The sequence below is a fragment of the Paucibacter hankyongi genome (assembly GCF_037482915.1).
In the GTDB taxonomy this organism is placed as follows: domain Bacteria; phylum Pseudomonadota; class Gammaproteobacteria; order Burkholderiales; family Burkholderiaceae_C; genus Paucibacter_A; species Paucibacter_A hankyongi.
The window spans coordinates 62,422-84,862 of the sequence record NZ_JBBHJX010000004.1 but is presented as its reverse complement, the minus strand read 5'-3'; the positions used below and the strand labels follow the sequence as shown (position 1 = coordinate 84,862).

Sequence of the window (22,441 nt, the reverse complement as noted above, 5' to 3'; positions counted from 1 at the left end):
ACGGCGCAGTTTCCAAAAAAGCGCGGCAACCAGCCGCGTTTTTTTTTGTCCTTGCCCGGTTCCCATTTCAATTCGTTAGACCTGCCGAAACTCGGAGTGCCTCATGATCTCAATTCAATTGCCTGACGGTTCCAAACGCGAATTCCCGCAAGCCGTCACTGTGGCCGACGTTGCCGCCTCGATTGGTGCGGGTTTGGCCAAGGCCGCCTTGGCGGGCCGCGTGGGCAGTGGTGATGCCGCCCGCATTGTGGATACCAGCTACCTGATGGAAGCGGATACGCAGCTGGCCATCATCACCGACAAGGATGCCGACGGTCTGGAGGTGATCCGCCACTCGACCGCTCACTTGCTGGCCTATGCGGTGAAGGAACTCTTCCCCGAGGCGCAGGTCACCATCGGCCCCGTTATCGAGCACGGTTTTTATTACGACTTCAGCTACAAGCGTCCCTTCACGCCGGAAGACTTGGCTGCCATCGAATCGAAGATGACTGAGTTGGCCAAGAAGGATGAGAAGGTCACGCGCAGCGTGCTGCCGCGCGACGAGGCTGTGGCTTACTTCAAGAGCATTGGCGAAGCCTACAAGGCCGAGATCATCGAAAGCATCCCGGCCGACCAGGACGTGTCGCTGTATGCCGAAGGCAAGTTCACCGATCTGTGCCGCGGCCCGCACGTTCCTTCCACCGGCAAGCTCAAGCACTTCAAGCTGATGAAGGTGGCCGGCGCCTATTGGCGCGGTGACCACCGTAACGAGCAATTGCAGCGCATCTACGGCACCGCCTGGGCTACCAAGGATGATCTGCAGAAGTATCTGTTGATGCTCGAAGAGGCGGAGAAGCGCGACCACCGTAAGCTGGGCAAGGAACTGGAGCTGTTCCATATCGACGAGCATGCACCGGGTGTGGTGTTCTGGCACCCCAAGGGCTGGACGGTTTGGCAGCAGGTCGAGCAGTACATGCGCGCCGTCTACCGTGATAACGGCTACCAGGAAGTCAAGGGTCCGCAATTGCTGGACAAGACACTGTGGGAAGCCTCGGGCCACTGGGATAAGTACAAAGACAATATGTTCACGACCGAGTCGGAGAAGCGTGATTACGCGCTCAAGCCGATGAATTGCCCCGGTCACATCTTGATTTTCAAGCACGGCATCAAGAGCTACCGCGATCTGCCGCTGCGTTTCGGCGAGTTCGGCCAATGCCACCGCAATGAGCCGACCGGCGGCTTGCACGGCATCATGCGAGTGCGTGGCTTCACGCAGGACGATGGTCACATCTTCTGTACCGAAGACCAAATCCTGCAGGAATGCGTCAACTACACCGCGCTGCTGCAGAAGGTCTACAAGGACTTTGGCTTCACCGACATCATCTACAAGGTGGCCACTCGCCCCGAGGCGCGCATTGGCTCGGACGAGGTCTGGGACAAGGCTGAGTTCGCCTTGATGGAGTCGCTGCGCGCTTCAGGTGTGGAGATCGTGATCGCCCCGGGCGACGGCGCCTTCTACGGTCCCAAGATCGAATACACGCTGAAGGATGCGCTGGGACGCCAGTGGCAGTGCGGCACCATGCAGGTGGACTTCTCGATGCCGGGCCGCTTGGGCGCCGAGTTTGTCGATGAAGATGGCCAGCGCAAGACCCCTGTGATGTTGCACCGTGCCATCGTCGGCAGCCTGGAGCGTTTCATCGGCATCTTGATCGAACAGCACGCCGGCGCGCTGCCGGTTTGGCTGGCGCCGACCCAGGTGATGGTGGCCAATATCACCGACGCGCAGGCCGATTACGTCGCGGAAATCGTGAAAGTTCTGCAAAAACAAGGGCTTAGAGTCCAGGCTGATTTGCGCAACGAGAAGATCACGTATAAAATCCGCGAGCATTCTTTGCAAAAGGTTCCGTTCATCCTCGTCGTTGGCGACAAGGAGAAGGCAAATGGAGCCGTTGCGGTGCGCGCCCGTGGCAACCAGGATCTGGGTGTGATGGCTCTGGAAGACTTCATTGCGAAGCTCTCCAAAGACATTGCCGACAAGGTCTGATCCCTGCCATTCAGGCGCGCTTTTGCTTTGTTTGGGCCTCTCGCCTTGGGGCTCGTTGAAAGGTATGCACCATCGCTACTTTTGCTGATCGTCGAGCGATCCCGGAGCGCAAGCACCGGCTGAACCGCGAAATCATGGCTCCCGAAGTCCGTTTGAACGGCCCGGAAAATGAGCCGCTCGGTATTGTGAGCATCCACGAAGCACTCCGCATGGCGGGTGAGTTGGATGTGGACGTTGTCGAAATCTCCGCCACGGCGACACCTCCGGTGTGCCGTTTGATGGACTACGGCAAGTTCAAGTACATCGAGCAAAAGCGCGCAGCCGAGGCCAAGTCCAAGCAGAAGGTCATCGAGATCAAGGAAGTCAAGTTCCGCCCGGGTACGGACGAAGGCGACTACCAGATCAAGATGCGCAATCTGCGTCGCTTCATCGCTGAAGACGGTGATAAGGGTAAGGTCACGCTGCGCTATCGCGGCCGTGAAATTACTCACCAAGACATCGGTATGCGTTTGCTGGAGCGTATCCGCGACGAGTTGTCCGATGTGGCCGTGGTGGAAAACATGCCCAAGCTGGAAGGCCGGCAAATGATCATGGTGCTGGCGCCCAAAAAGCGTTAAGCAACAAGGTCATCGAGACTTCGGTCTCAAAGTTTCAGCCTGCCGATTTGGTCGTCGGCAGGCTTATTAGTCTCCAGAGGCTGGTCAAAGTATTGCGAGGCCCGCAATCGCCCCTGGGACGTACTTAAAAGGAGCAATAACATGCCCAAAATGAAGACCAAGAGCAGCGCCAAGAAGCGCTTCCGCGTTCGTCCGGGTGGTACGGTCAAGCGCGGACAGGCGTTCAAGCGCCACATCCTCACGAAGAAGTCCACCAAGAACAAGCGCCACCTGCGTGGTTCTGCCGCTGTGCACGAGACCAACATGGGCCACATGGCTCAAATGTTGCCCGGCGCTGGCCTCTGATCGACTTCTGAAGGAGAAATACTATGCCTCGCGTTAAACGTGGTGTTACCGCACGTGCTCGTCACAAAAAGGTTCTGGCACTAGCCAAGGGCTTCCGTGGTCGTCGTAAGAATGTCTTCCGCATTGCCAAGCAGGCAGTGATGAAGGCAGGCCAATACGCCTACCGTGACCGTCGTGCCAAGAAGCGTGTCTTCCGTGCCCTGTGGATTGCTCGTATCAACGCAGCAAGCCGTGGCCTGGGTCTGACATACAGCAAGTTTGTGGCTGGCCTGAAGAAGGCTGAGATCGACATCGACCGCAAGGTCCTGGCTGATCTGGCTGTTCACGATCCTGCTGGTTTTGCCAGCATCTTCGCCAAGGTCAAGGCCGCTCTCGCTTAATGCCCGCGAGCCACGCAAGTGGCTCACGGCAGCCCTGGATCGGCTTTGCCTGATCCGGGGTCAGCAACCTCAAGGCCGTGCGCAGCGCTCGGCCTTTTTTTTTGCCTTCCCCCATTTCCTGCATTCAAGACCCGCTTGATGAAAACGGCACCGCGATGAACGAGCTCGATCAACTGCTGCAAACGGCCCAAGGCGAATTCGCCGCCGCCTCCACGCCCGCCGATCTGGAGAATGCCAAGGCGCGTTTTCTGGGCAAGTCCGGTCGCGTGACCGAATTGTTGAAGAGCCTGGCCGCCTTGCCGGTCGAGGAAAAGAAAGCCCGTGGTGCCGAGATCAATGTGCTGAAGTCCGGCATCGAAGCCGCGCTGACCGCACGTCGTCAGGCCCTGGCCGACGCGGAACTTGAATTGCAACTCAAGGCCGAGGCCTTGGACGTCAGCCTGCCCGGCCGCCAGCGTGGCACCGGGGGGCTGCACCCGATCACCCGTGCGATGGAGCGCATCGAAGGCATCTTCGGTTCCATGGGTTTCGATGTGGCCGACGGCCCCGAAATCGAAAACGACTGGTTCAACTTCACGGCCTTGAATACGCCGGAAGACCATCCGGCGCGCTCCATGCACGACACCTTCTATGTGGAAGGGGGTCATGTCTTGCGCACCCACACCAGCCCGATGCAAATCCGCTATGCAGTGCAGCATGTCAAGAAGCACAAGGCCTTGATCGACGCCGGTCAGCCTATGCCCGAGATCCGCGTCATTGCGCCGGGCCGCACCTACCGCGTTGACAGCGATGCCACTCACTCGCCGATGTTCCATCAGGTCGAAGGCCTGTGGGTGGGCGAGAACATCAGCTTCAAGGATTTGAAGTCGGTCTATCTGAACTTCATCACCAGCTTCTTCGAAACCGATCAGCTGGAGCTGCGCTTCCGCCCCAGCTACTTCCCCTTCACCGAGCCCAGTGCTGAGATCGACATCATGTTCGAGTCCGGTCCGCTCAAGGGCCGTTGGTTGGAGGTGTCCGGCTCCGGCCAGGTGCATCCGCAGGTGATCCGCAATATGGGTCTGGACCCTGAGCGTTACATCGGCTTTGCCTTTGGCTCCGGTATCGACCGCCTGGCCATGCTGCGCTATGGCGTCAACGATCTGCGCCTGTTCTTTGACGGCGATCTGCGCTTCTTGAGTCAGTTCAAGTAAGCCTCGAGATCCATCCTCAAGAACACGCCAAAGAGAAGAAGAGTCACACCATGCAATTCCCTGAATCCTGGCTGCGGAGCTTTTGCAATCCCTCGCTGAATACGCAAGAGCTGGCCGAGTTGTTGACCATGTCGGGCCTGGAGGTCGAAGAGCTGCGCCCGGTGGCGCCGCCTTTCCATGGCATCGTCGTTGCCGAAATCCTCGAAGCCGAGCAACACCCTAACGCCGATAAGCTGCGCATCTGCAAGGTCAATGCCGGCGCTGGTTTCAATAACGGCGAGCCGCTGCAGATCGTCTGCGGCGCGCCGAATGCGCGTGCCGGCATCAAGGTGCCGCTGGCGATCGTGGGCGCGGAGTTGCCACCTGGCGAAGACGGCAAGCCTTTCAAGATCGGCGTGGGCAAGCTGCGCGGTGTGGAGAGCTTCGGCATGCTGTGCTCGGCGCGCGAGCTCAAGCTCAGCGAAGAACACGGCGGCCTGCTGGAACTGGCGGCCGACGCTGCCGTGGGCCAAAGCATTCGCGAACATCTGAATCTGGATGACCAGTTGTTCACCCTCAAGTTGACGCCCAACCTGGCCCATTGCCTGAGCGTTTACGGCATCGCGCGTGAAGTCTCGGCTTTGACCGGCGCGCCATTGCTGGCTCCCGCTATCACACCGGTCGCACCCAAGCACGACGCCAAGCTGCCAGTGCGCATCGAAGCAGCGGACCTGTGTGGTCGCTTCTCCGGTCGTGTGGTGCGCGGCGTCAACACGCAAGCCAAGACTCCCGCTTGGATGGTCGATCGCCTGGCCCGTTGCGGCCAACGCTCGGTGGCTCCGCTGGTCGACATCTCCAACTATGTGATGTTCGAGCTGGGGCGTCCGTCCCATATCTTTGACCTGGACAAGATCGACCGTGAACTGGTGATCCGTTGGGCGAAGAAGGGCGAGGCGCTGAAGCTGCTGAACGGCAATACGGTCGAGTTGGACGAGACTGTCGGTGTGGTGGCCGATGCATCGGCGCCTGAGTCGCTGGCCGGCATCATGGGTGGAGATTCGACCGCCGTGTCGGACGATACCAAGAACGTCTATGTTGAAGCCGCCTTCTGGTGGCCCAAGGCCGTCGCCGGCCGTTCGCGCCGCTTCAATTTCTCGACCGATGCCGGTCATCGCTTCGAACGCGGCGTGGATGCCGTCGGCACGGTGGAACATATCGAGCGCATCACCCAGCTGATCTTGGAGATCTGCGGTGGTGAGGCCGGCCCGATGGACGACCAGATCACCCAACTGCCCGAGCGCAAGCCGGTGGCGCTGCGCGTGGCCCGCGCTGCCAAGATCATTGGCATGCCGGTGACGCAAGAAGACTGCGCTCGCGTGTTCAGCCGCTTGGGCTTGCAGTTCACCGAAGCACCCGGCGTGCTGACGGTGACGCCGCCAAGCTGGCGCTTCGACATCCAGATCGAAGAAGACCTGATCGAAGAAATCATCCGCGTGATGGGTTACCCCAGTCTGCCCAACACCCCACCTTTGGCGCCGGTGGTGGCCAAGGTGGCTTCCGAGTCGCGCCGCGCCATTCATGCGCTGCGCCATGCCGTGGCTGCCAGGGATTATTTCGAGACCATCAACTTCAGCTTTGTCGAAGCACGTTGGGAAGCCGAACTGGCGGGCAACACCAACCCGATCCAGTTGCTGAACCCGATTGCCGCGCCTTTGGGCGTGATGCGTTCCAGCCTGATTGGCAGCTTGATCCAAGCCCTGCGCTACAACCTCAGCCGCAAGGCCTCGCGGGTGCGCTTGTTCGAGATCGGTCGCGTCTTCTTGCGTGACGCCTCGGTACAAGAGAGCGATAGCAGCATCGCCGGCGTCGCCCAGCCGATGCGATTGGCGGGCCTGGCATTTGGTCCGGCCGATCAGCAGCAATGGAGCCAGCGTGATCGCCTGGTCGATTACTTCGATGTGAAGGGTGATCTGGAGGCCTTGTTCGCACCGCGTCAGCTGAGCTTCAAGGCGGCTTCGCATCCGGCCCTGCACCCAGGCCGTAGCGCCCGCGTGGAGCTTGATGGCCAAGACATCGGCGTGATTGGCGAGTTGCACCCGAAGTGGCGCCAAGGCTATGAGCTGCCCAGCGCGCCGGTCTTGTTTGAATTGGATCTGCCCGCCGTGCTGGCGCGTCAGCTGCCGGCAGCACAGTCCATTCCACGTCAGCAATCGGTGCTGCGTGACCTAGCGCTGATCGTTGGCGAGCATGTGACGCATGATGCGCTGATGCAGGCGATTGCATCGGCTCATGATGGTTTGGTCCGCTCGGCACGCCTCTTCGACGTCTTCAAGCCCACACAAGCCGGTGGCGAGTTGAAAGAGGGCGAGCGCAGCATGGCCGTGCGCCTGGAGTTGCTGGACGACGAAGCGACGCTGACCGATGAACGCATCGAGCAAACCATTGCCAAGGTGCTGGCTGCCTTGTCTGAAACCTTGGGCGCGCGCCTGCGTGCTTGAGGCTGAGGCAAAGGAGGACTTGAGATGAGCGACGAAGAAGTCAAACGCCCGACCTCAGGCGCCGTGGTGCTGCTGCCCAGCATTGAAACGCCCACGCTGACCAAGGCCGAGTTGGCCGAGCTTTTGTTCGACAAGCTCGGCTTGAACAAGCGCGAGTCCAAGGACATGGTCGAGGCCTTCTTTGACATCATTCACGACACCTTGGTGCGGGGCGACGACGTCAAGCTGTCCGGCTTTGGCAACTTCAATATTCGCCGCAAGGCTTCGCGTCCGGGCCGCAATCCGCGCACCGGTGAATCGATCCCGATCAAGGCCCGCGACGTGGTGACTTTTCACGCCAGCCACAAACTGAAAAGTTTGGTGCAAGGCGAGGTTTGCGCCGAAGACGACTTCGAGTAGAGTCTGACCTCCCCATCCGAACCTCTTGATTTCAATGGAAATCGCGCTGCCCGCCATCCCTGCCAAACGCTACTTCACCATCGGTGAGGTGAGTGATTTGTGCGGTGTGAAGCCCTATGTGCTGCGCTATTGGGAGCAGGAATTCACCCAGCTCAAGCCGATGAAGCGCCGCGGCAACCGGCGCTATTACCAGCACCATGAGGTGCTGCTGATTCGTCGCATCCGCGGTTTGTTGTACGACCAAGGTTTCACCATCAGCGGTGCGCGCAATCAGCTGTTGGATGCTGCCGGTGTTCCGGTGCGAGCGGAAGCAGATGGGATGGCCAGCTTGGCCTTCGATGATGCCTTGCCCGATGAAGAGATGCTCGACGATAGCGATGGCGCAGTCGAGGGCAGCGCCGATCATGTGCGTCTTGATGGCATTGAGTTGATGCCCCCGAATGGCTTTGGGTCATTGATGGCCGGATCGAGTCAAGAAAAGCTGACGATTGAACAGGTGCGCGCCGAGTTGCTCTCGATTCGTGATGTTCTTCTTGCTTGAGAGTCAAAAACTAGGTTATACTTTCAGGCTCAGTCGGGGCGTAGCGCAGCCAGGTAGCGCACTTGCATGGGGTGCAAGGGGTCGTGAGTTCGAATCCCACCGTCCCGACCATTGAATCGAAGGCCTAGTTCAGCAATGAACTAGGCCTTTCGGCTTTCTGGGGAGCTGAAAGCTCTCCGTCTGACAAACAATTCGCCTGCAATTTTCCGACAATTCGCCGGTCATTCGGAATTGGCTGGGGGCAAATTGTGCCGCCAGCCCGATGGCCTGGCGTTGGTGGTGTGCGGCGCTAGATCCATACCAAGCTTCCCCTCGAAGAACTTGAATGGCGCTCTGGCGTATGGACACCTGCCTTGGCGGCCGCCACTTTCGCCTGGGGCCATACATCCCATGCGTGTCTCACCGGCGCCGCTCAGGTACCTTCTTCTTGCTTGTTCGCGCGGGTTTTTCGGCCTCGTCGGCAGCCTGCACCTGATCTAGGGCGGCGATCGCATCCATCTGCGTCAGCAGCCTGATTAAATAGTCTGGAGCCAGTTGCTGAACCTGCTGGAGCACGCGCGTCGCCAGTGCTTGGCCATTGAGGGGACCCAGATGGCCGGTGACCGGCGCTTGTAGCTCAGCAATGCTTTGAGCGACGCGGAGCTGGCGCCAGGTGCTTTGGTGGATGCGCACTTGGCGCAGCTCTTGGTTCGCATCAGGCGGCAGCAAGGCGAGCAATTCGGTCATCGGATTGCCGAGGGCAGGGTAGCTCTGCTTCCGGTGCACCGGTGGTTGTCGCGTTGCGCGAAGCTGCAGTTTTGCAATCAGCTTGTCTCGCAGAGCGCCTGGGGGCTGGGCGGCCGCACGCAGGGCGAGTGCATGCAGCATGCGTCGGCGCACCGGCTCAGCTGGCTGCGCTGCAACCCAATGGACGGGATCCTCGATGCTGCTCACGGTGAAGGTGCGGATCCAGGCGCGGATGCGGATGCAGACGACGCAGTTGCAGTTGCAGCCCCTCGCCGTGGCCGTGGTGTCGGGGCGATTTCTACGCGGCGATTGAGCGCACGGCCCGCCGCGGTGTCGTTGGGCGCCACCGGCTGCTGCGAGCCGAATGCAGCAGAAAAAACCGCGTCGGGGGGGAGACCGTCCGCCAACAAGGCCCGCGTCACGTTCAGCGCTCGCCTGGCAGACAGATCCCAGTTGTCGGTGAACTGCATGCCCGCCACGACGCCCCGGTCATCGGTGAAGCCGCTGACCATCAGGATCTCGTCGCGCTGCGCGAGATAGGTACGCAGCGGCGTTGCCAAGGCACCGAGCAGCGTTCGGCCCTCGGCGAGCAGCTGGTCCGAGCCCGTCGCAAAGAGCACCGCGCTATTGATACCGATTCGACCTTCCACCAGCGTGATGCGGCCGTCCGCAAGCGGGCCGGCCAAGGCGCGTTCCAGCGCTTCCCGGCGACTCTGCTCGGCCATGCGCTGCTGCACTTCTGCTTGCAACTGGGTGGCGAGATCGAGTTGCCCCACCAGGGCCGCGGCAAGTACCAAAACAAAGGCGCCCAGCACGCCGGCCATCAAGTCCCCAAAAGCCGCCCAAGCGGAGGCGCCCGTGCCTTCGTGCTCCATCTCCAATTGCTCATCCATTTGACGCGGCGCCTTGCAGCGCATCCAGGATTTGCTTTTGCGAGCCCAGGCAGAGGTCGATGACTTCGCGCGCTTGGGCCACGTAATAGCCCAGCTGGTCATCGCTACGGGTGATCGACGCGGACAGGCGTTCCTCCAGCGCAGCCAGGTGCTGCACAAGTTGCGCATTAGCACCTTGGAACTGCTCAATCGCCTCGCCAAAGCCTTCGCCCACGCTGGCGACGTCGGCAGCGCTGGCCGCCAAATTGGTGGCGGCGTCGGCAAGCGCCTGACCCGAGGTCTCAGCCAGTGTTGTGAAGCGCTGGCCCAAGGCCTCGATCTGCAATGCAGAACGATCCACCAGCGAATCAATCGCCACGCGTTGCTCGCCCGCAGCTTGCTGCAGCGACGCGAGCAGCGTCGATACCGTCCCCATCAGTTCGGCTCGTTCTAGCAGAGCCGCTCGGTCCTGGGCCTGGCTCTGGGCCAGCTGCTCTCGCAGTGCGCTGACGACCTCGACGGCCGCGCGTGGCGCAGCACTCGCCGCTTGCAGAACGTCGCCGGCCTCAGCCAGTGTCTTTTGTGAATTGGCCTCGGCCTGTGCCACCAGACTGCGCGTGTTCGCCAACAGGTCATCGGCCAGCACTTGCTGCTGTTTCAACTGCGCGGCACCGGCCGATGTCAGCTCAGCGCGCCATGCCGCCAGCTGCTGTGCGTCATGGGTTTGCTGGCTGGCCTGCAATCGCGTGAAGGCGTCGGCCAGCTCGGTGACGCCGGCCTGAGTTTGCTGGGCAAAAAGGCTGGTGATCTCGGTCAAGGCCTGCTGCACGCGGCTTGCGCTGTCGCGCTGCAATTGCAGGGCTTCCTCGCGCTGCGTGGTCAGCAACTGCTCGAGGCCTTCACGCTGTTGGCTGATGGCATTCGCATCGGACAAGGCCTCGGCGCGGCGCTGAGCGTTGAGCTCGGCCAGCAAGGTGAGCTGTTGGGTATGCCCATCCGAGACGCGTTCCAGCAGGGCCTGCGTCTGCGTGGCGAACTGCTGTGCAGCTTGCGCAACAAGCTCTCTTGCTGAGGTCTGTTGCTCGGCGAGCGCGCCGAGCTGATCTTGCAGCGAGGCCCAGCGTGCTTGATCAGCTTGCGCCTGGGCCGCCTGGTGGCGGGTGGCCATGGTGTCGATCGCCGAGAGCATCGCTTGCGAATCCGCGGCCGAGCGCTGTGCTTGGAGTTCCAGGGCGCGATGCGACGCTGCGCCAGCATCTTCCAAGAAGCGCTGCGCGATCTCTCGCTGCTCTCGAAGTGCGGTGGATTGCGCCTGAGCAGCTTCGCTATTGCGATCTGCCATGCGCTCGGCCCCCTCTTCGAAGCGGCGGCTCAGGGCGCTCAGTTGATCATTCACCTGGGTTCCAACGCGCTCATGCAAGGATGCGGCCTCACGTGCAATGGCAGCCATCGTCGCTGTTGCGGCGGGTTGAATTGCGGCGCCGGCCTCCCGTGCCGCTTCTGCAAGGCTGCTGCGCAAGGTGGCGTCGACACTGCTGGCCAAGGCGGCATAGGCCTGGCTGGTCTCGCCGTGGAAACGACTGTTTTGCGCGGAAAGTTGTTCTGCAATGCGCTCGGTGAACTGCTGGAGTTGGGCGACCATCGCCAGCTGCTTTGCGTTATCGCGCTCAATCGCAGCTGCAGTCTTGGCCTGCTGCTCAAGCTCACGCCGATGTGCAGCCGTCAGATGGCGCAGCCGCCCCAACAGAGCGCCGTCCAGCAGAGCGCCAGCGGCCGAGCGCTCCCTGCGGGCGAGGGCCACCATCAGCCCCAACATGGCAGAGCCGGCAACGCCAGCCACACTGGCACTGAAGGCCAGGCCCAGGCCCTGGATCGGGGCCCCCAGCGCAGAACGCAAAGCGGCCAGGTCGGCAGAGGCTCCCAGTGCGCTGGCCGTCGTATTCAAGGTGATGACCAAGCCAATGAAGGTGCCAAGCATGCCCAGCAGGACCAGCAGCCCTGCAAGCGCTGGCGCCAATGCCAAGCCTGGGAGGAGGGTGCGCTGGCCCTCCAGACGCATCTGCACAGCGCCGCGCAAAGCGACGGGCACAGAGGCAATCCAATCGTCGGGCAATTCAGGCACTGCGCGCTCTGTGGCCGCGGCCAAGGCGCGACTGTCTCTGCGAAAAGCCGCCAGCTCCCATGCGCCGATGACAAAGAAGACAGCAATCAACACCGCCATGGCCAGGGCGATGGGGTGATTCCTTGCGGCGGCCAACCCGGCGCCGGCAATGCCGGCCAGACCGGCAGCCATGGCGATGGGATAGAGGGCGTTGAGAGATCGGTTCATGGGGGACTGTGGGTGCTCAAGGCCTCAATGAGACCCAGCACAGGTTGAAGTTTTTGATCCAGCTCGGCCCGCAACAAGCGCTGCAGGTCTGAGCAGAGACGGGGGCGCCACCGAAGCGGATCGGTGGCGCAGTACTTCTGAGCTCGCGTCTCCAGCAAGGCGGAAAGCCCAGCCAGGGCGTGCAGTTGAGGAGGCGCCATGGCTCGCTCGATGTATTCGTCCAACTGAGCCAGTCGTGCGAGTTCATCGGAGGCCCGGGTGAGGCGGGCTCGCAGAAGCGCTCGAAACGTGGCGGTGCGGCTTGCAATCACCCGCTGCTGCAGCGCGAAATGCTGCAAATACGGCGCCAGTAGCTCGGTGAGCCTTGCGTCATCGGCGAGCAGGGCGGCCTCAGCGGCCAACTCGGTGTGATTGAAGCTCGACGTCAATTCGGCCTGGAGCCGCCCCAGTTCAGCATTCGCCCAAGCCATCGCCTCGTTTCGAGCCGCCTTAGAGGCCGCACGGCCCGGGGGAGTGGTCAACACTTGGGCGATTTCAATGGCATCCGCCCAGCCGAACCAGGACCCTAGCCGTTCGGCTGCCGGTGGGGGGGAGGCTGGCGCTATGCCCCATTGCCGCAGCAGCCGAGACAGAGACTCGGGCGGGGCTGAGGGTATCGGCTTGGAAATAGTTTGCATTCGGTGAAGCCGACGCCAGCGCTTTTGTTGCGGAAAGCGGGGGATTTTAAAGAAGGACCTCGGCATTGCCCGACCGCCTCAGCCGAAAAGCTGGATTCGCACGAGGACCGCAGCACCTTGCACAAGGGGCGGCGTCATTCCAGTGGCTCATCTGGGCCTGATTGCCTGGAGTCCTCGCCAACAGCGCGACGGGCTTTGGATGGCCTGGTGTTGCGGCAATCGCTTCTCGGCGCCATCCTTGTCTGCCGTCCGGGCCCACTACTTGCCGGCCGGCGCCGCGAATAGCTTCGGGACCTATTGCTGCGCTTCATATTCGCATCGGCTCGGCCTTCACCTTCTTGGCTGGCCTCGGTGAGCATCCAGCAATGAACTGTGGGCCATTCGGTTTTTTGGGGTTCCACATTCCAGTTGGCGGCCCCATCATGGTCGAACAAACTCGCTCTCAAAAGGGCAGTTTGCACCACGCCCTGGCGGCTGGAATGGAGCCACATCGCCTTAGACTCTCCTCCGCGCAGCACTTGTGCATGCTTGGGAGGGCATATGGAGAAGAAGGCTGAAAACAGGGTGTTGGCGGGCCAGGTCATCACTCGCCTTGCGGTCGGGCTGACCATGTCGGCAGCAAGCTTGCTGGCCCATGCGGCCAGCCTGACGGTGAGCCCCAGCGGTACGGTCGCCAAGGTCGGGCAGATTCGACTGGCTTTTTCTGAGGCCGTGGTGCCGGCCGGCAATGCGCATTTGCCGGCACCGGCCGAGCTCAGTTGTGAAGGCATGACGACGCCGGCCGGCTCGGGCCGTTGGTCGAGCGCGCGGGAATGGCGGTTCGACTTGAATGAGCCTTTGGACGCAGGCGTGAAATGCAAGGTGCAACTCAAGGAGGCCTTCAAGCCTTTGGGTTCGGAGATAAGCGGCGCGCGCGAGTTTTCTTTCTCGACCGGCGCCGCCTTGGCCGTTCAGTCTTCACCCTGGCCGGGCAGCCCAATCGAAGAGGATCAGCACTTCCTGCTGCGCCTGAATGGCGCGGTGGACGCGGCCGCCGTGGCGCGGCAAGCCTGGTGCGAAGTGGAGGGTTTGGGTGAGCGGCTGCCGGTGATGGTGGTCACCGGGCCGGTCCGCGAGGCGGTGCTGAAATCTCAGCATATTCGCAAGGGGCAGGACAGGGTTTGGCTGCTGCACTGCCAGCGGCCCTTGCCCGCCGGGGCCAAGGTGCAGCTGTTATGGCAAGCCGCGGGGGCGCCAGAGCGCTCGGCGCAGCGCTTTGAATACCAGGTGCGCCAGCCCTTCACGGTGCAGTTCTCTTGCGAGCGTGAGCGTGCCAATGCGCCTTGTTTGCCGATACGGCCCTTGCGTGTGGTCTTCAGCGAACCGGTGCCGCGCGATGAGGCGCTAAAGATTCGGCTCAAGCCCCAGCAAGGCCCTTCTTTGGCGCCCAAGCTGGCGCCCGAGGACAAGCAGCCCGAGCTGAACGAACTGCGTTTCCCCGTGCCCTTGGCCGAGAACGCCCAGTTCACGCTCGAATTGCCTGCAGGGCTGAAGGACAGCAGCGGCCGGTCGGTCAGCAATGCGGCCAGTTTCCCGCTCAAACTCAGCACCGGCACAGCGCCGCCCTTGGCCAAGTTTGCGGCCGCGCCCTTTGGCGTCATTGAGCGCGAGGCCAATGGCCCGTCCTTGCTGCCGATCACCATGCGGCATGTGCAGTCGGATTGGGCGCAGCCAGTGGCGGCTAGCGGCCCCGACAAGGCCAAAGCGAACCCAGAGCCCGGCGAAATCCGCATCAAGCGCCTGCAAAGCGACGCCGATGTGTTTGCCTGGTACGTCAAGCTGCGCAAGTACCATGAACGCCAGTTCTCCGCCCGCGAGGCCGGGCTGCCGCCCTCGCAATGGGAGGAAACGGTCAAGGTCGAGGATGGGCGCGGTAAGTCGGTGGCGCGGCAGCAAACGCGCTATGTCGGCTCGCGCGAAATCGCTTTGTTGACGCGTGAGGCCGACACGCAGGTCTTGCCGCTGCCGGCTCCGCTGGAGGGCAAAGCGAGTGAAGCGCGGCCCTTTGAGGTGATTGGCCTGCCCTTGAGCGAGCCCGGTTACCACGTGGTTGAACTCAGCTCACGGCGGCTGGGCGCCTCCTTGCTGGACAAGCCTGCGCCGATGTATGTGCGCACCGGCGTCTTGGTGACCAATCTGGGCGTGCACTTCAAGTGGGGGCGCGAGAACAGCCTGATCTGGGTCACCAGCTTGGACCGTGCGCAGCCGGTGGCCGGGGCCGATGTGACGGTGAATGACTGCCATGGCAAACAGCTGTGGAGCGGCCGCACCGACGCGCAAGGCCTGGCCCCGGTGCCGCGTGCGCTGAGCCTGCCGGGCTGGAACGACAAGGACCGCTGCGAGTTTGAGCAGGGCTTCTTCGTTACGGCGCGCAAGACCGAGGCCAAGCCAGGCGGCAAGCCCCAGCAAGACATGAGCTTCGTCTTCAGCAACTGGAATCGCGGCATCGAGACTTGGCGATTCTCCGTTCCGACCTCGCGCGCGGCGGAGGCCGAGGCGCGCGCCCACACGGTGCTGGACCGCAGCCTGCTGCGCGCGGGCGAAACGGTGTCGATGAAGCATTTCTTCCGGCTTGAGAACAGCCAGGGCCTGAGCCTGGCCCGGCCCGAGCAACTGCCCACCCGCGTCAAGCTAACGCATGAAGGCAGTGGTCAGCAAATCGATCTGCCGCTGAGCTGGCCCACGCCCCGCAGCAGCGTCTCGCAGTGGCAGATTCCCGCCAATGCCAAGCTGGGCAGTTACCGCATCACGCTGGAGTCCGAGCGCGGCAGCGCTGACCGCGAGCAAGAGCGCCAGCGCAGTTGGCCCAGCGGTGAGTTCCGGGTTGAAGAGTTCCGCGTGCCCTTGATCGATGCGCGACTCAGTGGGCCCAAGCTGATCCCTGCCGCGCCGAGTGAGTTGCGTTTGTCCGCACAGCTGAACTATTTGTCCGGGGGGGGCGTCGGCCAGACCCCGCTGAAGCTGAGTGCGGTGATGCGCCCGCGCTCGCTCAGCTTTGTCGGCTATGAGGCCTTTGTGTTCGAGCCTCCACGCGCCGCAGATGCCGCTCCAACGATGGCCGGTGACAGCGGCGAGTATGGCGAGGACGGCGACGACGGCGTGGCCTCAGGATCGCGGCTGGTCGTGGACAAACAGGCCGGCATGACCGACCGCAACGGTGCGGCCGAACTGTTGATCAAGTCGCTGCCGAAGTTTGACCGCCCGAGTGAGTTGTTGGCTGAACTCAGCTACAGCGACCCGAACGGTGAAATCAAGACCACCGCGCGCAGCTTGCCGCTGTGGCCGTCCAAGCTGGTGTTGGGCCTGCGCAGCCAGGGATGGGCCAGCAATGTGGGCAAAGCCGCATTCAATGTCGTCGCGCTCGACACCGCCGGCAAACCGCAGCCCGGCCAACGCATTGAGGTGCGGGCCAGGCTGCGCCAGACCATCAGCAGCCGCAAGCGCATGGTGGGCGGCTTTTATGCCTATGACAACCGGCAGGAGTTGAAGGACTTGGGCTCGGTCTGCAGCGGCACGACGGACGCGCAAGGCCTGTTGGCTTGCGAAGCTCAACTTGATGTCTCCGGTGAGGTCGAGTTGATGGCCAGCGCCAAGGACGCCGACGGGCGCGCCAGTCAGGCGGCCAGCAGTGTCTGGATGACGCGTCAGGGGGAGCTCTGGTTTGCGCAGGACAACGATGACCGCATCGATGTGCTCGCTGAAAAGAAACGTTATGAACCGGGCGAGACGGCGCGCCTGCAGGTGCGCATGCCGTACCGGGAGGCCACCGCCTTGCTGGCGATCGAGCGTGAAGGTGTGATCGATAGCCGCGTCGTCAAGCTGCGCGGCAATGATCCGACCATTGAGCTGAAGATCGAGAAGGGCTGGGCGCCAAATGTCTACGTTTCGGTTTTGGCCCTGCGCGGTCGGATTTTTGAAGTGCCTTGGTACAGCTTCTTCCAATGGGGTTGGCGCCAGCCCGTGGGCTGGTGGCATGCCTGGCGCGATGCGGCGAAGAGCTACCAGGCCCCCACGGCCCTGATTGACTTGGCCAAACCGTCCTACAAGCTCGGCATGGCCGAGCTGCAGGTGGGCTTGGCGGCTCATCAGCTGCAGGTGGCGGTGAGCACGGACAAGTCGCAATACGGTGTGCGCCAAACCGTGCAAGCGCGCGTCAAGGTCAGCCAAGATGGCCGGCCCTTGGCCGATGCCGAAGTGGCTTTCGCTGCGGTTGACGAGGGCCTGCTGGCCCTGCGCAGCAATGCCTCCTGGGAGCTCTTGCCGGCCCTGATTCAAAAACGTGCCTGGGGTGTAGAAACCGCCACCGCGCAAAGCGAAATCATTGGTCGCCGTCACTATGGCCGCAAGGCCGTGGCGGCCGGCGGCGGCGGCGGGCGTGCGCCCACCCGAGAGCTGTTTGAGACTCTGCTGCTGTGGCGTCCCATCGTCAAGTTGGATGCCAAGGGCGAGGCCTTGATCGAAGTGCCGCTGAATGAAGCCCTGACCAGCTTCCGCTTGGTGGCGGTGGCTGACGCTGGCGCCCAGCGCTTCGGCACCGGCCAGGCCACGGTGCGGGTCACGCAAGATTTGCAACTGCTGTCGGGCTTGCCGCCGCTGGTGCGCGAGGGTGACCAGTTCCAAGCGCTGCTGACCTTGCGCAATAGCAGCAGCCGGGCGATGAAATTGCGCGTCAGTTTGCAAGCTCAGTCACCCGCGGGCCAGGCGATGCCGCTGACCTTGCCGCCGCAGGAGCTGAGCCTCGCCGCGGGTGCGGCCAGCGAGGCTCGTTGGATGGTAACGGTGCCCGAGGGGACCTCGGCCCTGGCTTGGGAAGCGCAGGTTCAGGAGCAGGGCGCGCCGAATGGCGTGGCCGCGGCCAGCGATCGCCTGCGTGTGCAGCAACAGGTGCGGTCTGCGGTGGCCTTGCAGGTGCAGCAGGCCAGCCTCAGCCAGCTGGACGGCAGCATGAGCCTGGCTATGGCGCCTCCGGCCGATGCCTTGTCCGCGCAGGGCGCCAAGCGAGGCGGCGTCAATGTGGTTTTACAAGCCAAGCTGGGCGGCGATCTGGCGGGCCCGCGGCGCTACTTTGAGAACTACCCTTACAGCTGCCTGGAGCAACTCAGTTCCAAGGCTTTGGGCCTGCATGACGCGGGCCAGTGGCAGGCGGTGATGGCGCGTCTGCCGGGCTACCTGGATGCTGAGGGGTTGGCCAGTTACTTCCCGCCTCAGGCCGATGCCGGCGCGCGCGGCAGCGATCGTTTGACGGCACATCTGATTGCGGCCGCGCATGAGGCCGGGCGCGAGATACCCGAGCCGCAGCGCCGCCTGATGCTGGACGGACTGGCCGCTTTTGTCGAGGGGCGCATCCAGCGCAACAGCTGGTCGCCGCGCGCGGCACAGCTGGACCTTGCGGTGCGTCGCGTGGCGGCCTTGGATGCACTGTCGCGCCATGGGCGCGCGTCGCTGGCGGGCTTGAGTGCGGTGGATACTGCCGGCCTGCCGACCTGGCCCACGGCGGCGCTGATCGACTGGTTGAACCTGCATCGTCGCATGGCGCAAGCGCCGGACCGCGCGCGTCGCATGGCGGAAGCGCAGGCCCTGTTGCGCAGTCGTTTGACTTACAGCGGCACCCGTCTCACCTTCAGCACCGAGCAGGATGACGATGCCTGGTGGTGGTTGATGGACAGCGCCGACGCCAATGCCTCTCGGCTGATTCTGGCCGTGCTGGATGACCCGGCGTGGGCCGCCGAAATGCCCCGCCTGGTGCAAGGCAGCCTGGCCCGTCAGCGCCAAGGGGCTTGGCGCAGCACCACCGCCAATCTCTGGGGTGTGTTGGCGCTCGACAAGTTCTCCGCCCGCTTTGAGTCCGGCGCCAAGCTCAGCGGCAAGACCCTGGCCAGCTTGGGAACACAAACCCAGAGTCTGGATTGGGCCAGCAAGCCCGAGGGCGGTGCGATCTTGCTGCCCTGGGGGGCGGCGCCGGCAACGCTGAAGCTGCAGCAAGAAGGCGGCGCGTCGGCCAAACCCTGGGTGAGCCTGCAGTCCCTGGCGGCGGTGCCGTTGAAAACGGCCGTCAGCAGTGGTTATCGCATCACTCGTACGGTGCAGCCGGTGGAACAAAAAACTGCCGGCCGCTGGACGCGTGGTGATGTGATGCGGGTGCGCCTGGAGTTGGATGCGCAAAGCGATATGACCTGGGTGGTCTTGTCCGACCCGGTGCCGGCGGGCGCGGCTATTTTGGGCTCCGGCCTGGGCGGACAGTCGACATTGGCTTTGCAGCCCAGTGCCGCCGAGCGCGCTACAGAGTCGCGCAGCCGCCCCAGTTTTGAGGAGCGAAGCTTCGAGGCGTGGCGGGGCTACTTCGAGTTCTTGCCGAAGGGCAAGCATGTCGTCGAGTACACGCTGCGCTTGAACAATGCCGGCCGTTTCATGCTACCCGGTAGCCGCGCCGAGGCGATGTATGCGCCGGATGTGGTGGGCGAATTGCCGCAGGCGCTGCTGGAGGTGTCGCCTTGAAGAGCCGCCCGCGGCTGCGCCTGAGATGGGCCGCGGCCTTGTGGCTGGGTTGGGCCACTTGCGCTCAGGCCCAGTTGGCAAGCTTTGCCGAGGTGCGAGCGGCGCACCGGGTCTCGGACTTCACCTTGTTGGACCGTCGCGGCGAGCCGCTGCAAACACTGCGCCTGGACCACGGCCGGCGCGTGCTCGACTGGGTGCCCGTGGAGCGGGTCTCGCCGCGACTTTTGCATGCCTTGCTCTTGGGCGAGGACCGGCGCTTTTACGAACACAGCGGCGTCGATTGGAGCGCCGCAGCCGGCAGTGCCTGGGCTAATCTTTGGAATCAACGCACCCGTGGCGCCTCCACCATCACCATGCAACTGGCGGGGCTGATGGACGCCGACCTGCTGAGGCCTGCGGGTGGCCGTAGCGTGGGGCAGAAGCTGGGGCAGGCTGCCCTGGCCCTGCGGCTGGAGCGCAGCTGGAGCAAGGCGCAGATTCTTGAGGCTTACCTGAATTTGGTGCCGCTGCGCGGCGAGTTGGTCGGGCTGAACGCCTTGTCGCAGACCTTGTTGGGCAAGCATCCTGACGGCTTGAGCGCGGAAGAGTCCGTCTTGGTTGCCGCCATGGTGCGGGCGCCCAATGCGCCGGCCGCGCAACTCGGGCAACGTGCCTGTGGCCTGTTACAGCAAATTCAGGCAGGCCAGCAGACCGCCAAGGACGCACAGCCGCGCTGTGACGCCTTGATCGGCCAGGCCCAGGCCTTGTTGGCGCAACGCCCGGGGCGCGCGCTGGGCGAGAGTTGGGCGCCGCATTACGCGCGCCAGGTCTTGCGCGCCGACGGGCCGCCGCGCCAGCGCAGCAGCTTGGACGCTGGCTTGCAGCGTTATGCGGTGGGATTGTTACGGACGCAGTTGGCCGAGCTGTCGGGCCGCAATGTGGAAGACGGCGCGGTGCTGGTGCTGGACAATGCCAGTGGCGCGGTGCTGGCCTGGGTTGGCTCCAGCGGTGCGCTGTCGGCCGCGGCCGAGGTCGACGGCGTGCTGGCGCGCCGCCAACCGGGCTCGACGCTGAAGCCATTTATCTATGCGCAGGCGATCGAGAAGCGGCTGATCACGGCCGGCAGCCTTTTGGACGATTCGCCGACCCAGATCAACACGCCGGCCGGCCTGTATCTGCCGCAAAACTATGACAAGGAATTTAAGGGTTATGTGTCGGCTCGCAGCGCGCTCGGCAATAGCCTGAATGTGCCTGCGGTGCGCTTGACCGCCATGTTGGGGGTGGATCAGGTGTTCGAACGTCTCAATGCGCTTGGCCTGGCCTTGCCCGAGACCAGCGGCTTCTACGGCCTGTCGCTGGCGCTGGGCAGCTCCGATGTCAGCCTGCTGGCGCTCAGCAACGCCTACCGCTCGCTGGCCAATGGCGGTGTATTCAGCCCGGTGCCGGTGAAGCTTGCTGCGCCCAGCGCTGCACCTGTGAAAAGCTCGGCGGGGCGCCGTGTGGTGGCGGAGGGCGCGGCCTTTATCGTTGGCGATATGTTGGCCGACAACAATGCGCGCGCGCGCAGCTTCGGGCTCGACAGCGTCTTGGCCACACGCGGCTTTGCGGCCGTCAAGACCGGCACCAGCAAGGATATGCGCGACAACTGGTGTCTTGGCTATAGCCAGCGCTACACGGTCGGGGTGTGGGTGGGCAATGCCAGCGGCGAGTCCATGCACGGCGTCAGTGGCGTCAGTGGTGCCGCCCCGATCTGGGCTGGCTTGATGCGCTATCTGCACAAGGATCGGCCCTCGGTGGCGCCGTCGCCCCCGGCCGGGCTGCTGCATCAGCAGCTTGAGTTTGCCGAGCAACGCGAACCGGCGCGCATGGAGTGGTTCATGCCGGGCACGGCACAGAGCCGCTTGCTGGCCACTGCGCAAATGCGCGAGAACGCACAGCAGGGCATCGCCAACCCGCGCGACGGCAGCATCTTTGCGCTCGACCCGGACATCCCTCCGCAGGCGCAGCGGATTCGCTTTGAGGGCGAAGGTGGGCTGTGGGTGCTGGATGGCAAGCCCCTCGGGCGCGGAAAACGGCTCAGTTGGGCGCCCTGGCCGGGCCAGCATCAGCTGCAACTGATGGACGAACGGGGTCGGTTGCGCCAGGCGGTCAGCTTCGAGGTGCGCGGCGCCAGTCTGAAACAGAGCACTGCGGCCAAAGCCGCCTCAGCGCGTACGCCGGCGCTTTGATTCGGTGCTTGCGGCTTCGGCGGGCAAGGGAGAGACGGCGTCGCCGATCCAGGCCATCAACAAGGTGTAAGTCACGGCCAGAATCACCGGGCCAATGAAGAGCCCGACCAAACCAAAGGCCAGCAAGCCCCCGATCACGCCGGCAAAGATCAGCAGCAGCGGCAGGTCGGCGCCTTTCTTGATCAACCAGGGGCGCAAGAAGTTATCCATCGTGCCGACCACCAGGGTCCACAACAAGAGCACCGTGCCCCAGCTGTGTTCGCCACTCCAGTACAGCCAGCCCACCGCCGGCACCAGCACCGGCAGGGCGCCGATCTGCGCCAGGCAAAGCATCAGCATGACGGCCGTCAGCAAGCCGGCGAAGGGGATGCCGCTGATCCACAGCCCCAGCCCGCCCAGAACCGACTGCACCAGCGCCGTCACCACAATGCCCAGGGCCACGCCACGAATGGCTTGTCCGGCCAGGGTAATGACCTGATCACCTTGCTCGCCCGCCAGGCGTCGGCTGAAGCCCCGCACTATGCGGGCAGCGGCTTCGCCGCTGCTGTACAAAACGGCCGACAAGGCCACCGTCAGCATGAACTGCAGCCCAACCAGGCCCAGGCTACCGGCCTGCGAAGCGGTCCATTTCAGCGCCTCGCCCAAATAGGGTTTCACCATCGCCAGCAAGGGGGTCAGCCCTTGCGTGGCAATGCGGTGCCAGTTGCTGGCAAGGGTTTCGCCCAGCAATGGCAAGTCGGCCAGCCAGCTGGGCGGCTCGGGCAAATGGGTGTCGGGCAGGGCGGTGACCAGCTCAACGACTCGGTCGGCATTCGCCACCATGGTGGTCAGCGCAATCGACAGGGGAACGAACAGCACCAGCAGCAAGGCAGTCACCATCACCGCCACCGCCAGATTGCGGCGGCCCCACAGGCGCTGCTGCAGGCTTCGCATCAGCGGCCAAGTGGCCACCACCACCATCGTGGCCCAAATCAGGGCGCCAATGAAGGGGCGCAGCACCCACAGCGAGGTGAAGAGCAGCAGGGCAATGCTGAGGATGGCGAGCAGGTTGCGGGTCAACTCGGGCTTGGCGTCGGGCGGGGGCGTCATGAGGCGTGTCGTGTTGGGCTGCAGAGGTTTGG

General features: G+C 63.4%; 15 protein-coding genes and 1 tRNA gene. 11 read left to right on the top strand and 5 right to left on the bottom strand.

Annotated elements, in window-relative coordinates:
* Positions 1-103: 103 nt before the first annotated feature.
* From thrS to WG899_RS08600, 9 genes are all read left to right on the top strand, one after another.
* A complete protein-coding gene (thrS, locus tag WG899_RS08640) occupies positions 104-2,023 on the top strand; it encodes a threonine--tRNA ligase (RefSeq protein WP_339595227.1) in 1,920 nt (639 codons plus the stop codon).
* Between the two features lie 71 nt (positions 2,024-2,094).
* A complete protein-coding gene (gene infC / locus WG899_RS08635; RefSeq protein ID WP_263538316.1) occupies positions 2,095-2,640 on the top strand; it encodes a translation initiation factor IF-3 in 546 nt (181 codons plus the stop codon).
* A 141-nt stretch (positions 2,641-2,781) separates the two neighbouring features.
* Positions 2,782-2,985, top strand: a complete 204-nt coding sequence (rpmI, locus tag WG899_RS08630) for a 50S ribosomal protein L35 (RefSeq protein WP_263537599.1) — start codon at positions 2,782-2,784, stop codon at positions 2,983-2,985.
* A gap of 23 nt (positions 2,986-3,008) precedes the next feature.
* The gene (gene rplT / locus WG899_RS08625; RefSeq protein WP_263537598.1) at positions 3,009-3,365 is read left to right on the top strand and encodes a 50S ribosomal protein L20; all 357 of its coding nucleotides are present in this window, start codon (positions 3,009-3,011) and stop codon (positions 3,363-3,365) included.
* A gap of 155 nt (positions 3,366-3,520) precedes the next feature.
* Positions 3,521-4,558 carry a phenylalanine--tRNA ligase subunit alpha gene (gene pheS, locus WG899_RS08620; protein ID WP_339595226.1) on the top strand — a complete coding sequence of 346 codons (1,038 nt, stop codon included), beginning with the start codon at positions 3,521-3,523 and terminating at the stop codon, positions 4,556-4,558.
* A 50-nt stretch (positions 4,559-4,608) separates the two neighbouring features.
* Entirely contained in the window at positions 4,609-7,035 is a 2,427-nt protein-coding gene (gene pheT, locus WG899_RS08615) for a phenylalanine--tRNA ligase subunit beta (protein ID WP_339595225.1), read from the top strand.
* Between the two features lie 24 nt (positions 7,036-7,059).
* On the top strand, positions 7,060-7,434 hold the full coding sequence (locus WG899_RS08610) for an integration host factor subunit alpha (RefSeq protein WP_339595224.1): 375 nt from the start codon (positions 7,060-7,062) through the stop codon (positions 7,432-7,434).
* A gap of 34 nt (positions 7,435-7,468) precedes the next feature.
* The gene (locus WG899_RS08605; protein ID WP_339595223.1) at positions 7,469-7,975 is read left to right on the top strand and encodes a MerR family transcriptional regulator; all 507 of its coding nucleotides are present in this window, start codon (positions 7,469-7,471) and stop codon (positions 7,973-7,975) included.
* Between the two features lie 34 nt (positions 7,976-8,009).
* Positions 8,010-8,086, top strand: a tRNA-Pro gene (locus WG899_RS08600).
* Positions 8,087-8,374: 288 nt separating this feature from the next.
* Here the strand turns inward: WG899_RS08600 and WG899_RS08595 are convergent.
* The 4 genes from WG899_RS08595 to WG899_RS08580 form a co-directional block, all read right to left on the bottom strand.
* The gene (locus tag WG899_RS08595; protein WP_339595222.1) at positions 8,375-8,692 is read right to left on the bottom strand and encodes a DUF2894 domain-containing protein; all 318 of its coding nucleotides are present in this window, start codon (positions 8,690-8,692) and stop codon (positions 8,375-8,377) included.
* 212 nt (positions 8,693-8,904) lie between these two features.
* Positions 8,905-9,594 carry an OmpA family protein gene (locus WG899_RS08590; RefSeq protein ID WP_339595221.1) on the bottom strand — a complete coding sequence of 230 codons (690 nt, stop codon included), beginning with the start codon at positions 9,592-9,594 and terminating at the stop codon, positions 8,905-8,907.
* Positions 9,587-11,902 carry a coiled-coil domain-containing protein gene (locus tag WG899_RS08585; protein ID WP_339595220.1) on the bottom strand — a complete coding sequence of 772 codons (2,316 nt, stop codon included), beginning with the start codon at positions 11,900-11,902 and terminating at the stop codon, positions 9,587-9,589. Before WG899_RS08585 ends, WG899_RS08590 begins: the two co-directional genes overlap by 8 nt.
* Positions 11,899-12,579: a DUF3348 family protein gene (locus WG899_RS08580; protein ID WP_339595219.1), complete on the bottom strand. Its 681-nt coding sequence runs from the start codon at positions 12,577-12,579 to the stop codon at positions 11,899-11,901. Before WG899_RS08580 ends, WG899_RS08585 begins: the two co-directional genes overlap by 4 nt.
* Positions 12,580-13,188: 609 nt before the next feature.
* Between WG899_RS08580 and WG899_RS08575 the strand changes: the two genes are divergently transcribed.
* A complete protein-coding gene (locus WG899_RS08575) occupies positions 13,189-19,113 on the top strand; it encodes an alpha-2-macroglobulin family protein (RefSeq protein ID WP_339595218.1) in 5,925 nt (1,974 codons plus the stop codon).
* A complete protein-coding gene (gene pbpC, locus WG899_RS08570; RefSeq protein ID WP_339595217.1) occupies positions 19,110-21,320 on the top strand; it encodes a penicillin-binding protein 1C in 2,211 nt (736 codons plus the stop codon). The genes WG899_RS08575 and pbpC overlap by 4 nt, the downstream gene beginning before the upstream one ends.
* Here the strand turns inward: pbpC and ydiK are convergent.
* Positions 21,297-22,409, bottom strand: coding sequence for an AI-2E family transporter YdiK (gene ydiK / locus WG899_RS08565; protein WP_339595216.1), 1,113 nt, complete (start codon positions 22,407-22,409; stop codon positions 21,297-21,299). The two genes, pbpC and ydiK, sit on opposite strands and share 24 nt — an antisense overlap.
* Between the last annotated feature and the right edge of the window lie 32 nt (positions 22,410-22,441).